The organism is Paenibacillus sp. GYB006 (assembly GCF_036577645.1).
Classification (GTDB): domain Bacteria; phylum Bacillota; class Bacilli; order Paenibacillales; family Paenibacillaceae; genus Paenibacillus.
The window spans coordinates 35,848-51,501 of sequence record NZ_JARBDA010000008.1 but is presented as its reverse complement, the minus strand read 5'-3'; the positions used below and the strand labels follow the sequence as shown (position 1 = coordinate 51,501).

At 42.5% G+C, this 15,654-nt stretch carries 13 protein-coding genes; 9 read left to right on the top strand and 4 right to left on the bottom strand.

All coding sequences use genetic code 11. The features are described from left to right. Positions 1-100: 100 nt before the first annotated feature. Positions 101-1,492, bottom strand: coding sequence for a thioether cross-link-forming SCIFF peptide maturase (gene scfB / locus PV403_RS17455; RefSeq protein WP_332085435.1), 1,392 nt, complete (start codon positions 1,490-1,492; stop codon positions 101-103). A gap of 18 nt (positions 1,493-1,510) precedes the next feature. Beyond that, positions 1,511-1,660, bottom strand: a complete 150-nt coding sequence (gene scfA / locus PV403_RS17450) for a six-cysteine ranthipeptide SCIFF (RefSeq protein ID WP_160033811.1) — start codon at positions 1,658-1,660, stop codon at positions 1,511-1,513. Between the two features lie 345 nt (positions 1,661-2,005). Here scfA and PV403_RS17445 point away from each other — a divergent pair, with 345 nt between their 5' ends. From PV403_RS17445 to PV403_RS17420, 6 genes are all read left to right on the top strand, one after another. Continuing rightward, positions 2,006-3,349: a Dyp-type peroxidase gene (locus PV403_RS17445; RefSeq protein ID WP_213535448.1), complete on the top strand. Its 1,344-nt coding sequence runs from the start codon at positions 2,006-2,008 to the stop codon at positions 3,347-3,349. Between the two features lie 24 nt (positions 3,350-3,373). Further along, positions 3,374-3,868 carry a hypothetical protein gene (locus PV403_RS17440; protein WP_332085434.1) on the top strand — a complete coding sequence of 165 codons (495 nt, stop codon included), beginning with the start codon at positions 3,374-3,376 and terminating at the stop codon, positions 3,866-3,868. 62 nt (positions 3,869-3,930) lie between these two features. After that, a complete protein-coding gene (locus tag PV403_RS17435; RefSeq protein WP_332085433.1) occupies positions 3,931-4,866 on the top strand; it encodes a catalase family peroxidase in 936 nt (311 codons plus the stop codon). A 241-nt stretch (positions 4,867-5,107) separates the two neighbouring features. Then, positions 5,108-5,725, top strand: a complete 618-nt coding sequence (locus tag PV403_RS17430) for a sugar O-acetyltransferase (RefSeq protein ID WP_332085432.1) — start codon at positions 5,108-5,110, stop codon at positions 5,723-5,725. Between the two features lie 217 nt (positions 5,726-5,942). Then, positions 5,943-7,493, top strand: coding sequence for an acetamidase/formamidase family protein (locus PV403_RS17425; protein ID WP_332085430.1), 1,551 nt, complete (start codon positions 5,943-5,945; stop codon positions 7,491-7,493). A gap of 104 nt (positions 7,494-7,597) precedes the next feature. After that, positions 7,598-8,071: a hypothetical protein gene (locus tag PV403_RS17420; protein WP_332085429.1), complete on the top strand. Its 474-nt coding sequence runs from the start codon at positions 7,598-7,600 to the stop codon at positions 8,069-8,071. Between the two features lie 104 nt (positions 8,072-8,175). On the opposite strand, the gene PV403_RS17415 is transcribed toward PV403_RS17420, so the two are convergent. Beyond that, positions 8,176-9,528, bottom strand: coding sequence for a uracil-xanthine permease family protein (locus PV403_RS17415; RefSeq protein WP_332085428.1), 1,353 nt, complete (start codon positions 9,526-9,528; stop codon positions 8,176-8,178). 39 nt (positions 9,529-9,567) lie between these two features. Continuing rightward, positions 9,568-10,932: a guanine deaminase gene (guaD, locus tag PV403_RS17410; protein ID WP_332085427.1), complete on the bottom strand. Its 1,365-nt coding sequence runs from the start codon at positions 10,930-10,932 to the stop codon at positions 9,568-9,570. A gap of 384 nt (positions 10,933-11,316) precedes the next feature. On the opposite strand from guaD, the gene PV403_RS17405 reads away from it, so the two are divergent. From PV403_RS17405 to PV403_RS17395, 3 genes are read left to right on the top strand one after another with little or no spacing between them, the layout of a single operon-like run. Continuing rightward, positions 11,317-13,122, top strand: a complete 1,806-nt coding sequence (locus tag PV403_RS17405; RefSeq protein ID WP_332085426.1) for a cache domain-containing sensor histidine kinase — start codon at positions 11,317-11,319, stop codon at positions 13,120-13,122. Further along, positions 13,100-14,296, top strand: coding sequence for a response regulator transcription factor (locus tag PV403_RS17400; protein ID WP_213536002.1), 1,197 nt, complete (start codon positions 13,100-13,102; stop codon positions 14,294-14,296). Before PV403_RS17405 ends, PV403_RS17400 begins: the two co-directional genes overlap by 23 nt. A 29-nt stretch (positions 14,297-14,325) precedes the next feature. Continuing rightward, on the top strand, positions 14,326-15,603 hold the full coding sequence (locus PV403_RS17395; RefSeq protein ID WP_332085425.1) for an ABC transporter substrate-binding protein: 1,278 nt from the start codon (positions 14,326-14,328) through the stop codon (positions 15,601-15,603). The last annotated feature ends 51 nt before the right edge of the window (positions 15,604-15,654 follow it).

Here is a 15,654-nt window from a genome sequence, read left to right as displayed (position 1 = left end):
TTCAGTACATTTAATAGCTAATAAACAAACAAAATACACCACATATAAGTGTGATGTACTTTGTTATCTTCTCTATCTAGTTAAACCCAATGATTTCACTTTAAGAGTCACTCTCCATAGCTCTCATCGACTCAGCAACCTTCACCATCATGGAGCATTCCACACGCTTACGGAAGATGTCGCAGCTAAAGTCATAGGTGCCGTTGATCGAACCTGTTGCATGCAGAGCATTGGCAGGACAGCCGCCGCTGCAATAAAGTTTCGCCCAGCAATCTTTGCATTCCGGTTTTGAGTAACAGTTGCTCTCTTTAAACTGACACTGCAGATCCGTCCGTGTGATGCCATCCCACAGATTGCCCATGCTGTAATCTTCATCTCCGACGAACTGATGACAAGGGAAAAGCTCGCCCCATGGCGTTACCGCAAGATACTCCGTTCCCGAACCGCATCCGGTAATTCTTTTTTGGATACAAGGTCCTTCGGAGAGGTCCAGCATGTAATGATAGAAGGTGAAGCCTTCGCCTTGTTCATCACGCTTGATCATTTCTTTAGCGAGAATTTCATACTGGTTATAAATTTCCGGGAGATCTTTTTCGGTTAGTGCATAAGGCTCCCGTGGATCACAGATAACCGGCTCCATCGAGATTTTATCAAAACCAAGGTCAGCGATATGAAAAATATCGTTTGTGAAATCAACATTGTTCCCCGTGTAGGTTCCTCGCACATAGTATTCTTGGTCTCCGCGCTTTTGAACGAATTCCTGAAACTTCGGTACGATATGGTCATAACTGCCTTTTCCATTAACCGTTGTACGCAGTCGGTCGTGAACTTCTTTTCTTCCATCCAGACTGAGTACAACGTTGTACATTTCCTGATTTAAAAATTCAGTAACTTCATCGTTCAGCAGCATGCCGTTTGTCGTAAAGGTAAAGCGGAACTTTTTCTTATATTCTTTCTCTTTGCTTCTGGCATAAGCGACAATCTGTTTAACGACTTTCCAGGCCATGAGCGGTTCACCGCCGAAAAAGTCAATGTCTAGGTTCCGGTGATGACCTGAATTCTCTAGAAGGAAATCGATCGCTTTTTGCCCAACCTCATAGCTCATGATCGCCCGGTTGCCGTTGTATTTCCCTTGACTCGCGAAACAATAATCGCATGATAGATTGCAGGTATGTGCGACATTGAGGCACAGCGCTTTCACATAAGTTTTCCGATTTCTTAAATCCATAGAAAGATTCTCATACGGATCGCTTGTAAAGAGTTGGCCTGTTTCTTTGAGTTCCTCAACAGCTGCGATCGTATCGCGAATGTCTTTCTCCGTAATGTCCGCGTCTTGCTTATATTCTTCAAGCATCAACTTTAGAATTTCTTCTGGAGGTGTCTGCTCATAAAGTTCAATAATTTTATATGCCAGATCATCAACAACATGCACCGAACCGCTGTAGGTGTCGAGCACGATATTGTATCCGTTCAGTTGATATTGATGAATCATTCTTTGTAATCAAGCTCCTTACTTGTTCATTGGGTTTTCACAACGCTGGTTAGCAACCCCGCAAGAAGTCTTGCAAGCGGATTGGCAAGAGGTTTGGCATGCGCCGCATCCGCCGTATTTTTCAGTATCCATTAGTCTGCGAGTACTTAGTGTTACGATTCTTTTCATCATGATAACTCCCTTGTCTTAGATTCATTCAAAAGTAACAAAATGATATGTACTTCAATGAGTTATGGTATCTATAACCAAGGGTGTATATCAATTAAATAAATCACACCTAGAAATAATTAGTATGGAAGATTCCTGAGAAGATGAGCCGGTCCGTTGGGATCGGCTTTTTGGCATGTGATGCCCCCCCCGGAAGTGAGGGTTCTAACTCGCCCTTGCTCACCGGTAGGTAAGGAGTATTACCTGCTTAACTCTCTGAGAGAGGTTTAATTAGATAGAAGAAACGATGAGGAAATGGTCCTCTTTTTAAACATGATGATTACGAATCTAAGAACATAGGGAGGGGTGAACGTCATAGACACAGAACAAAAAAAACTAAATTACGATGACATTCAAGGAATCGTTTTACAAGAACGGCCAACCCCTTATGTAGGAACTTATGTACTGTTATCCATCGACCATCTGCAGGACGGGAAAGCGATGCTGCAGCGGCTTCTCGATGAAGTAACATCGGCCGGACAATGGAGTAAACCTCACGAAGGTGCTTGGGTCAACGTTGGTTTTACTTATCGAGGGCTAGAGAAGCTAGGCGTTCCTCAGGATTCGTTAAACAGCTTCGACAAAGAGTTCCGGGAAGGCATGGCTGCCCGGGCCGCAAAGCTAGGCGACGTGAACGAAAGCAGCACAGAACACTGGGAAGACCCACTCGGTACTGACAAAGTTGATGTGGCGCTTGCTCTGTTTGCATCCACTGAAGAAGCGTTGCATCAAGCGGAAGATGCAGCTCGCCGAATTCATAGCGATTTGCGAGGTATATCGGTTATTTACCGGCTTGAGGTTGGTATGAATCCTGACGGTCGTACGCACCTTGGCTTCATGGATGGAATTAGCAACCCGAGAATCGAAGGAAATCATATACCGAATGCGGTGGGACAGGAAGATGAGATCAAAGCCGGTGAGTTCCTATTCGGGTATTTAAACGAATCCGGTATCATAACCAAGGGTCCGGAACCAGTAGAACTGGGTCATAACGGTAGTTACCTCAGTTTCCGTAAGCTCCACATGAGAGTTGCGGCTTTTCGTCGTTATTTGCGGGAGCATGCCGATCATCGGGACGATGAAGAACTTTTGGCTGCAAAAATGGTGGGAAGATGGCCAAGTGGTGCTCCTTTAAGTCTGGCCCCGGAAACGGATGACCCAGCACTCGGGGAAGATATTCACCGCCGAAATGCATTTACGTACGCGGATGACCCGAAAGGTTTCAAATGTCCGGTAAGCTCGCATATCCGGCGTGCTTTTCCACGTGACAGCTTGCAAGATTCTGTAGTTAATGTGAACATTCATCGGTTGCTTCGGCGTTCGACGATGTATGGTCCTGTACTCCCCGAAGGGGAGATGGAGGATGACGGACAGGATCGAGGGATTATTTTTGCGGGAATATGCAGTTCATTGTCTCGGCAGTTCGAATTTATCAAGACGGATTGGTTAAATGGAGGCAATTTCGCCGGCATATCAACCGAAAAAGACCCGATTACCGGTAAAAATGAAGGGGAAGGGATATTTACGATTCCAGACAAGCCTATCCGCCACCGAGTAAAAGAACTTCCCAGTTTCTCAATTACTAAGGGCGGCGAGTACTTTTTTGTCCCCAGCATGACGGCACTACGGTGGATGGCAGAGCTGGATTAACATCATATCTAAGGAGGAATTAACATGAAAGAAGTACAAAATCAGACGAATCCGATTACTAGCGCTGGACGAGCAGGTTTGCGGGAAGGTGAAATATCCGAGCTTACGATCATTGCACCGCTTAAAGAAGGGGGTGCGGATCGGCTCCGTGAGAAATTGAAAAAAAGCGCTTCGAGACAAGCGGAGACAATGGCACGGATCGCGACTGTTCACGATATGCGTTTTGTGATTTTTGATAATGACACACGCTTGCTATTTGCGACAGCTTACGATGGCGATTGGGACAGTTATATCGATGATTTTGGAACCGAAATTCCGGATTTGTTAAATAATATGTTTAATGAACTGGTAGACTTTCCGGGAATTGAATCTGCGGAAGCGAAAGACTACATCGCCAAGTATCAGGTAACTGCATCCGGTTGGTATAGTGCTTATCCTGATGCTACGGTCAAAGATATTTGGCGCGGCCAGCGTATTGTGAAGTCCTGGAATGATCTATTAGACGCTTCACAAAGCTAGAAAGAAGGGGGATGAATATATCCCCTTTTTTATTTTGATAAATTACAAAGAGGTGAACGAAAATGGATAATAAAAATGTTGAACCATCTGGACTTGCAGTTGAAGCCGTGGACTCTATTGAGGAAGTCGCAGGTAAATATCCAAGTTACCGACGTGCGCACGCTAAAGGAGTCGTTTATCATGCAGTATTTACACCTAACGGACAAGCGGCATCTTTAACGACTGCTCCCCATCTGCAAAATCAAGAGGCGCAAGCTCTTGTGCGCTTCTCCAACAGCTCAACGAATCCATCCATACCGGATGTTTTTTCACCCGCGAAAGGAATGGCTGTTCAGTTTGAATTGCCTGATGGGGGCGTGACAAGTTTGGTCACGATTACATTGCCTATCTTTTTTGCCAAAACACCTCAATCCTTTATTGATATCTTAGGCACGATTAAAGAAAATTCAGTTGAGGGAGCGACAACGGCAGACAAATTTAAAGCGGTCATGGAGAAATATGAGGAAAGCCGAGCCGGGCTTCAAGCTGTGAAAATGCTGCAGCCTCCGCTCAGTTTTGCTACGAACCGCTATCATTCCATTCACGCTTACTATTTCATCAATAGCAATGGCGAGCGGCAGGCTGTTAAATATGAGTGGGAACCGGAAGCGGGTCTGCATTATTTGGCGAATGAAGAAGTCAAAGCGCAATCGCCCAATTATTTGGAGGATGAACTAGCCGAGCGGCTATCAAAAGGGCCTGTAGCCTTTCAATTATCTGTAGTCCTAGCGCAAGAGGGAGATAAGGCGGACGATCCAACGTCTGTTTGGCCGGAGGACCGAGAACGGATTGTGGTGGGTGAGTTATCAATCACCGGTATAGCAGACGAGAAAGCTCAGGATCGTGTTTTTGATCCAACGGACGTACCTGCGGGTATCGAATGCTCGAAAGATCCTATTTTAAACTTCCGCCACGATGCTTATGCGGTATCACATGACCGCCGGAGTCAGGGCCAATAATTGTTGTAAACGAATCATTACATGAGGAACGTGCTAGAACAGACTATTTTTAACGATAGGGATGCCCTTCCATTGAAGTGCGTCTTTTATCGTTAGACTGTTTTTATTTTTACGATTTACTCATCGTAGGTACTTTCACTCTCTTCGCAACTCAGAAGATTTTTTAGAAAGAGTTGTAATGATCCTGCTATTCAAGATAAGCTTATACAGAGTACATATTCACCAAGAAAGGCGTGATCATATGAATATATATGAAAAAATGCATTCAGGCGAAATTTATAGCTGCACCGATGAAGATCTGATGAATAAACAACTGAAGTGTCTGGAGAAGCTGTATGATTTTAATGCAACCCGTCCATCTGAAGGAGAAAAGCGCCAAGCGCTTTTGAAAGAGATGTTTGCTGAAATTGGAGACGATTGCTATATTGAGCCTCCATTTCATGCGAATTGGGGTGGAAAGCATGTGCACTTTGGAAGCAATGTGTATGCTAACTTTAATCTGACGATGGTAGATGATACGCATATCTATGTCGGGGATTATACGATGTTTGGCCCAAATGTGACGGTTGCTACGGGAGGTCATCCCGTTCTGCCCGAGCTGCGTGAGCCTGTAACCCAGTTCAATTTACCCGTTCATATCGGCAGGAATGTATGGATTGGTGCGGGCGCTGTGATTCTTCCAGGCGTGAAGATTGGTGATAATACGGTGATCGGTGCAGGCAGTGTGGTAACCAAGGATATTCCAGCTAATGTGGTTGCCGTTGGGAATCCTTGCCGTGTGCTTCGCGAAATCAATGAGCATGACAAGGAATACTATTATAAAGACAGAAAAATCAATATAAAAATGGATACCGTTTAGCAAAAATGAATAAGAATCACCAATAAGAGAAGTCGCCAATAGGGCGGCTTCTTTTTGTCTTAAGATTAGATTTCCTTGGCTCAAACCACATTTTGATCAAAAAATAAATTCAGCCTAATAAAAATGTTTATATTGTTCACTGAAAATCCCTCTGATATAATCAATCCCATATTAAGTAATAAAAAGTAACATATACTAAATATTGGGGAGATGAATTATGAAAAAACGTAATATGTGCAAAGTTTTTGTTGCTTTATCCTTGTTACTTTTGGTGAATCCGAATTATGGAGTTAGTAATGCTAACGCAGATAAGGTGGGTAGCATGCCGAAAACCCATTATCTTGCAGCAAATGCAGACAATATCCGCTGGGGAAACATAGGAGTAGGCAAGCCTGTCCTTACCGTAAACTCAGGAGATATGGTTACCGTCGAGGCGGTGACGCATCATTCCGGGGATGATTATGAACGAATGATCCAAGGTGATGAAGGAGTAGAGGATATTTACCATTGGAACGAAACGGAACAGAATGTAGCAAATCGTGGTCCGGGTGTACATATTATGACAGGGCCGATTGCCGTCGAAGGAGCGGAGCCTGGAGATGTGCTTGAGGTGAAGATACTTGATATGAGGTTGCGGCCAAATGGGAATGAGCAGTATGCAGGTAAAACGTATGGTGCCAATGTTGCTTCGAGATGGGGGTACCTATACGGTGAGATGATCGAAGAACCAATCAAGCGTGAAGTGATAACGATCTATGAGATGGATTCGGCTGGGGGAACAGACTATGCAAAGGGATTGTACAGTTATAAATGGACACCTCAAACAGATCCGAATGGAAAAATACATCAGACGATGGATTATCCCGGCCTTATCGTTGATCCTAATACAATTGAAAGAAACAATGACGTATTAAAAGATGTTCAAATTCCAGTAAGACTTCATTTTGGAACGATGAGTGTAGCACCGAAAGAAGCGGATATTGTGAACTCCGTTCCTCCTTCTTATTACGGCGGTAATATTGATGATTGGCGTGTTACCGAAGGAGCTACCATGTACTATCCCGTTTCTGTTCCTGGAGCACTCTTGTCTATCGGTGACCCGCATGCGGGGCAAGGAGATTCTGAACTGAATGGAACTGCGATTGAAACTTCATTAACAGGCGATATTCAGATTATCTTACATAAAAAAGCATCGCTGAATAACAAGCTGAGCGGTCTTAATTTTCCGTTGCTAGAGAATGAGAATGAATGGGTAATCCATGGATTTAGCTATGCGAACTACTTAGAAGAGCTGGGAGAAAATGCTCAGCAGGATATTTATAATAAATCATCCATCGACAAAGCGATGAAAGATGCTGCCTTGAAGACGAAGGCTTTTCTGATGAAAGGAATGAATTTAACAGAAGATGAAGCATACTCTTTTATGTCCGTTTCCACTGATTTTGGTATAACACAAGTCGTGGATGCTAACTGGGGCATTCATGCGGTAATTCAGAAAAAAGTGTTTGGAGAATCAGAGCGTAAACTCGTACAGCTGCGAACAAGTTTTGAACAATTTGGTTCAATGGTGGAATGGAATCCAGCAACAAAAAGGGTTATGATCCGCTTTAATGGGAACTCACTTACGGCAATAATCGGAGAGAAGACAGCCGATTTTAATGGAGAGAGGATAAAGTTGATTGCCCCTATTGAGATGATTGATAATCAGGCTCAAGTTGGTGAGTATTTTGTGAGTTTCTATAAAGCAAAAATGTCAATTAAGAGGTGAACGATAACCGCTGGGTTACCGTATATTTGAAGGAATGATCGGCTCGACCGGGAATAATATACTTATCTAAGAAAGTTTCTTTCACCATTGAAGGAGGGGGTGGCATGCGTCAGTCTATTATCATCCTGCTCTGCTGTACATTGCTTGTAGTAACGGGATGTGCTCCTAGTAAAGAAATTCGTAGCGATGAAGTGAAAGAGTTTAAAGAACGTATGCTGTCCACCTATGGAAATATAGAAGAGCTATCCATCCTGTTTACGGAGACGACAATGGTATTTCGTTACGTGATAAATAATGAGGATGAAAAGGGACAAATTTTCGAGGACAGTCGCAATTTTTTTCTGAGCAGTGAAGTTCAGGATGAGATCGTAAAGGGACTGTTTGTAAAAGAGCATGCTGCGCGAAATTTTTCATATCCAGATGTGGAAATTTCTTTTTCCCTAGGCAGCAAGCAGTTGACTGATTCCAAGTATACGGCGAGCTACTACGGTTCGAATACGGACCCGGCCGTCGTTGATCATTATGACACTTGGTATTATTTCACTAGCGATGGTGAAGTAGCGCAGGTAAAAGAATAGGAAAACGCGTAAGAAGCTAATCGTATGAAGCAGCTTCTTACGCGTTTTAAAGTTAAAAAGTATAAATTTAAATGCATTCTTTTAAGTCGGTATAGTATTCTATCTTACTTTGCACTTGGCAATATTTTATTGAGCGCAATCGCGGTAACCGAGGCAACAAGAATAGGAGAGCCCAGGATATACTGCACGAAAGTAGGCATGGAAGATAAGAATTCATCAGGAATGAGCACTAAAGCAAGAGTGAAAATCATCGGAATCGCAATAATGTACATTTCTTTTTCGCCCATGGTTTGATTCTTGATTACCTGCAGTCCGTTAATAGCGATGATTCCGCAGATGATGGCGAATACGCCGCCGATGACTGCAGATGGAATCGAAGAGATCAGCACGGCGAGTTTACTGAGACAACCGAAGAGGACAAACCATCCTCCTACCGCAAGAAAGACGCGGCGGCTGGCAATACCGGTGATCGAAATAATCCCCGCATTTGTGGAATAACCAGTAACTGGAGTCGAACCGAGCAGGGAAGCAACCAGACAGCTGATTCCTTCGCCAACCACACCTTGGTTAATATTCTTATCCGTTAACGGCCGATCAATTACGTTGCTGATGGCAAACCAAGTACCTGTTGTTTCCGCCATGAGTACGAGATAAACAATGATCATTGTAATAATTGCTGAAAGATTGAAGGAAAATCCGAAATCTTTAAAAGGAATCTGCGGCATGCTGAACCATTTCGCATTTGCTACTGCTGAAAAATCCAGGACACCCATAAAGCTTGCTGCAATACATCCGGCGATTAACGCCATAAGTACGGATGTGATTCGGAAGAAAGATCCTTTTTTACCTAAAAGAGAACCAAGAATAACGAAAAACATGAGTACAGCTCCAGTAATCAGTGCTAGTAGAACATTTTGCTGAATGGTAGCACCGGAAGCTTCATAAATATTATCTTGCAGTGCAACAGGTAGTAATGAAAGTCCTACGTTAAAGATAATGGTACCGCCTACGACAGGCGGAATGAAGTTTTTGACAATCGTATTATAGACACCGGTAAACCCAAGTCCGATTACAAGTAACGAACCGACCAAACTCGCACCGAGCACGGAACTCCAACCTAATTCCCCGCCGCCGCTAGCAGCATAAATGCTGATGATCGCACCCAGCGGAACATAAGAAGGTCCCTGGGCCATAGGCAGTTTCATACAAAAGTAGGATTGTACGATCGTTCCGATCCCCGCAGCAATAAAAGTAGATTGAATCAAAGCACTCGACTGATTGGATTGTAATCCAAGTAATATTGCAATCAGAAAAGGCACCACATAGATATCCATAGCGAGTACGTGTTGTAAACCTAGGAAGGTAGATTTTAAAAATGGTACTTTTTCATCGGGTAAGACAGTTAGATGTTGCGACTTCATTTCAGTATTACCTTGATGCTCTACTTGTGTTTTCACTCTGATGCACACCCCGAATTTTCTCTATTTTTTCAATGCTTAGCGTGTATGAACTTTCTCGCCTTGTACCCAAACTTCACGGATATGTTCAGGCCTTACAAGGTACATCATTTTTTGGAACACATCATGTAAGTCTTCATTTTCATTAAAAATAGGCAATCTAGCCGTAGGTAACTTCGTATCGATAACTTGTACATCCCATACATAATTCTCTTCAATACGACCGATCGGCAGGCTGAGGCTTTCTCCGCCGCCGGCTGTCGCCAGATAGAATGCTTCGTTAACTGTAATCCGTGAGTCCGGAACGCCGCGATTCTCCGCAGGAATGCTAGGATTCACACCATCTTCCAGCATTCGGGATGAAATGACCGCTTGTCTTATGTTATCGAACAGACTTGGAGAGAAACCTCCGGAAATATCAGATCCGAGGCCGATCTCAACACCCTTGGAGTGGAACTCTTTAACAGGGATGACGCTGTTCGCAAAATAAGCATTAGACACAGGACAATGGGCGATCGCCGTTCCGGTCTCAGCGAATAATTCAACATCATCGTTATCCAGGAAATTGCAATGAGCCATGACCGATTTATCACGAAGCAATCCAAAATCATTCAGAGCAAAAGCATCGTTTTTATTAAAACGATCTTGTACATATCCATGTGCCCAGTCACTTTCACTGCAGTGGGACTGTATATAAGTATCGTATTTGGCTGCAAGCTCTCCGAGTCCTTTTAATCCTTCATCTGTACAGCTTGGAATGAACCTTGGTGTCACGACAGGATAAACGCCTTGTTTAGTTGTTTTGGCTAGTTCCTGTACAGCGATAATAAATTCTTCCGTATCAGCTAAGGCTGTCTCAGTATTAGCATCCCGATAGATTTCTGGATTGCCTTCTGGGTCATCCATGACAACTTTCCCCACGAGACCCCGCTGACCTTTACTAGCGCAGATTTCTGCAAGCAGAATACTTGCTTCCTTGTGTACCGTGGCGAAGTAAAGAGCAGTGGTTGTTCCATTAGCCAGCAAGGTGCTTACCACATCATCGTAGACTTCCTTCGCAAAATCGAGATCTGAGAATTTAGACTCCAGCGGAAAGGTGTACGTGTGTAACCAATCATATAGCGGGATGTCGAGTGCAGTTCCTGATTGAGCCCACTGTGGTGCATGTACATGCAGGTCGACGAAACCAGGCAAGAAATATTGGCCCTCATTTAGTGAATGGAAGTTAGGTTTTCCTTGATATGCATCTAGCAATGTTTGATATTCAGGCTCACCTGGAGCGACGATTTTTTCAATTAGTCCGTCTGTATTAATACAGAAAAGATAATCTTTTAGGATTTGAATTTCTTTGGGAGACTTACTGGTAAACGCAGTGCCTTGAAATATTTGCATATAATTCTTCATACTTACCGCCTTAATGTTCGTTTTTATGATGTATTTTGTTATTATAATCCGTGAAAAATGATAAGTCTATAATAAAAGACGAATAGTCATGAGCCTTCGCCATAATATAGTAATGGATACAGTAGCCGAGATGAATATTCAATTTGATTCGAGAAAAATAATTGTATCATATTTCTGTTTCACAGGAAGCAAAAATGGGTAATTAAGAACAGGAGTTTGTCCGGAGATCATAGTAATATAGATAGTGCGTTTCGCATGTATACCATATGAGAATAATAGAACCAAATAAATACTTGCTGCTAGCAGCAAGTATTTATTTGGTTCTACTACCTATTTAATTTAGTAAAACATTGGAAGTTGTCTTATATAAAGGAGTATTTATTGTTGAAAAGCATCCAGAATCGCTTACTAATCTTACTGCTTGTTTTTATCATTCTTCCCTATTTCCTATCTGTGCTGCTCATCTATCGACAAACCAAGGAAAATGTGGAACGCCATGAACTAGAGAACAGCAGAGAACAGATGCAGCAGGCATCTTACGACATAGCAAAGTATTTTGATGATATTGTGAATCTTCCTTACCTTTTATATAGAAACCCTGATTTTTTTCGCTTTTTTAAGCAGGGGTTTGAGGACTCACCTTATCTCAATTTGCAAGAAATCAATAAAGATATGGTCAACTTTTATCTGATGAGAAGTGAGTTTCGCCAAATTCGGTTTTATACCCATGAAGAGGGAATCTCATTTTCCGTCTATAACGCCATGCTAAGTTCAGGGAAGCGGGATTCGGAACTATTAAAACAAGCCTCGATTCAGAAGCTCATGGATTCAGAGATGAACTATGTTATTGAACCGCCTCATCCGATTGTGAACTATAATAATACCTCCATTTTGCCAGAATCTGATCAATCAGTGGTTCTTACCATTCACCATAAAATCATGGATACCCTGACGAATGAATTTCTCGGAATCATTACAATAGATATGGATCTGGATCAGATCGCGAGCCTGGCAAATCATGTGCTTGCAAAAAATGAAACGGTGCTCTTGTCAGATGCAGAGGGCCATGTCATATACACAAGTGATAAAACCTGGACAGACAAGACGATTCCGGCTGAATTAGCAGATATCATCTATTCTTCTTCAGCAGGGGCAACCGTTTCCGATGGAGATATTGTTTTTTCTAACTCATTGCAAGTGCCGATAAAAGATTGGCATTTTACAAAAATCACCTCAAGCCAACTATTATTTGAGAGCGTGAGATCAACAGCCTACACAAACATCATCGTTGGTGTCATTGTGGGAGGTCTCGGTATGATTATGGTAGCTGTTATTTCCTACTATGTAACACGTCCGATCAAATTGCTTAGCCAAAAGGTACAGAGCATAGAGGCAGGGAATATGAATGCTCCGTTTAACGATAAACGAGAGGATGAAATTGGGATCCTGGAGCGAAATATCAAAGATATGATGAACCGAATTAATCGACATATTGACCGGGAATACAAACTGGAGATAGAGAATAGGAAGAACCAGCATCGGGCGTTAAAGTCGCAGGTTAATCCACACTTTTTATTTAATGCATTGCAATCCATTGCTACGGTTGCTCTTCTATCTGATTCACCTAAGGTCTACCAGCTCATCAACTCTCTATCTAAAATGATGCGTTACTCGATACGAGTCGATCAAAAAGCAACGATCCGAAGTGAAGTAGAGTATGTCAAAGCCTATTTGCACCTTCAAGAGGAGCGTTTTCAGAATGACTTTAGTTACTCACTTGAGATTCCTGAAGAAATTTTTAATGTGCCGGTTCCGAGTATGATTTTGCAGCCACTCGTTGAAAACTTTTTTAAACATTGCTATGACAAGGGATATGAACAAGCCTGCTTACATATATGCGGCGAAATTCAGGGCGAGAATATCCATCTAGTCGTTGAAAATACCGGAAGCAGTATGACTGCGGAGGAACTGGAATTATTACAAAACAATATTTATACAGCCGCAAATGAAGAGAATTACTCACTAAAACATATCGGTTTAAAAAACATTCATGATCGCTTGGTTCTTCATTTCGATCAGTCAGCAGGAATCACAGTAGACAACTTGGAGGGAGAAGGATTCTCCGTACGGCTGGTGATTCCACTTAAGTACGAAGGAGGAGTAAGACATGAAGGCTCTTATCGTAGATGATGAGAATAATGTAAGAAAAATCATCCGTTTCTTGGGACAGTGGGAGAAACATGGAATCACAGAAATTTTTGAAGCCAAAAACGGTATGGAGGCGAAACAGATGATTGATCTGGAATGTCCGGAGATTATCCTGACCGACGTCAAAATGCCTAAGAATAATGGAATTGAATTAATAGAATGGCTGGGTGCCATTTCCTACCCGGGGAAAGTAATCATGATTTCGGGATTTGATGACTATTCTTATATGCGAAAAGCGCTTCAGCATGGATGCGTCGATTATTTAATGAAGCCGATTGAAGATGAGTTGTTGAACGAAGCTTTGACAAGCGCGATAAATTCCTGGAAGCTGGAAGAGGAAGAACGTCGCAATGTAGAGTCCGGTTTTTATGAAGAGGTAAAATCCTTTCGTTTGAACAGAGAGATCACCTCCGCTTGTAACGGAGAAAGTTTCGATGTGGATGCAATTGCCTCCTCTCTTCCGCAAGCGGATGCGTACGATCTTACGTTATTGTATTTTTACCAAACACATCACTCGGAACCTTACATACAGCATCTGAGCCGTGAACTAGATGCTCGAAGACTGGGAAATGTATATACCCTTCAGAATGATCCGCATGTGAGTATGATTCTATCGGCGGTGGGTCAGTTCTTTGAGGTGGAAGAATGGATTACACAGCAGTTTGATATTCCCGTACGTTTGGTCAGTGGGTATTCCATCCGTTCATTACAAGAGATTACATCCTCCTATCAATCTGCACAGAGGTCTATGGCAGAACAAAATTACAGAGCAATTCACCGTTTAGCAGATCTTGATGATGCAAGACGTATGCAAGATATTGTTACTTTTGTAGAAGAACACTATATGGAAGAATTAAGTTTGGATAAGCTATCAACTCGGTTTTTCCTAAGCCGTGAACATATCTCGCGGCGATTCAAACAAAAGGTAGGGATGACGCTCTCGAGTTACGTAATCCAGTTACGAATTAATCAAGCGAAACAGTGGTTAATTGAAACGGATGAGAAGATGTACTCGATTGCTCTGAAGCTCGGGTACCAAGATGAAATTTATTTTTCTAAATTGTTCAAAAAACACGTAGGTAAGACACCAATTGAATATCGAAATGTAGAGCGGAAAAATAGGATGACCGGCGAAGCCAGAATGGCAAATGTATAAGTATATACAACGGAAGTAATGGAGGAAACATGAAGCGAATAGGAATTCTGATTATGGCAGGGTTTATTACCCTGTCTCTTTCTTCATGTGGAAGGGACATCGTTTCACAGAAGGAAGCAAAACCTCTCGTAGCAGAAAAGACAATTACTCTGGAGATCCTGAATCCCAAAGTAGAAATTGCGACCGAGTTCGAGAAGATGGCAGAGGTATACGAAAAGGAAAATCCGAATGTGAAAATTGAAGTTTTAACTTACGGCGGGGGTGCAAGCTACCTTAGTGAAATGAGAGCGAGATTTTCGGCTGATGCAGGTCCAGATATTTTTCCAAACGGTGGCTACGAAGAAGCGAAGGCATGGAAAAGGTATCTAGAGGATTTATCGGATCAGCCATGGGTGGATCAAGCCTATGATCAGGCACTTGAGCCGATGACAATGGATGGAAAAGTATATGGAATGCCGATCAATTTTGAAGGCTACGGCTTCATCTACAATAAGGACCTTTTCGCTAAGGCCAAGATTGATACACTTCCTACTACATTTACCGAATTAAAAAAGGCAACTGAAAAATTACAGGCCGAAGGGATAACGCCTTTTACCGTGGGATACGGAGATAATTGGTTTTTTATCCTCATGCTCAATCTCGCTTTTGCTCAGCAGGACAACCCAGACGCTTTTATTCAAGCTTTAAATGAAGGGAAACAGACCATCCGTGGGAATAAAGAGATCAAGGATGTCATTCGAATGCTGGACCTCACCATGGAGTATGGTAACCCAGATTATGAGACGATTGATTATAATACCGAGGTGGAGCGGTTTGCAACAGGTAAATCAGCGATGTTGAAACAGGGCAACTGGGTGGAGTCCAAAATCAAGGAAATATCACCCAATATAAATATTGGATTTATCCCTATGTCGATTAATGATCATGCGAAGAATGATGCTCTGCCAATCGGAGTTTCAAATAACTGGGCTGTGAATAAGCTGTCTCCACCCGAAGAGAAAAAAGAAGCAAAGAAGTTTTTGAACTGGATGGTATCTTCGGAACAGGGAAAAAAGTTCATGAAAGAGCAATTCCATTTTATTTCTGCATTTAAAAATATAGAAACCGATCGCTCAGAACCGCTCGTGAAGGATCTAATGCGTTATGTAGAGGATAAGAAAACATTGTCCTGGAATTGGTTTAAGTTTCCGGAACCGACAAGAGATGAGTTCGGATACGCGATGCAAGCCTATGTTCGGAAGCAGATAAGCAGAGAACAGCTGCTCGATGAGCTCCAATCTTCATGGGAAAAGTATGCGAAGAAATAGACAAATCAATATAAGCCGCAAAAAGCATCAATGTAAGACATGTTTAATATG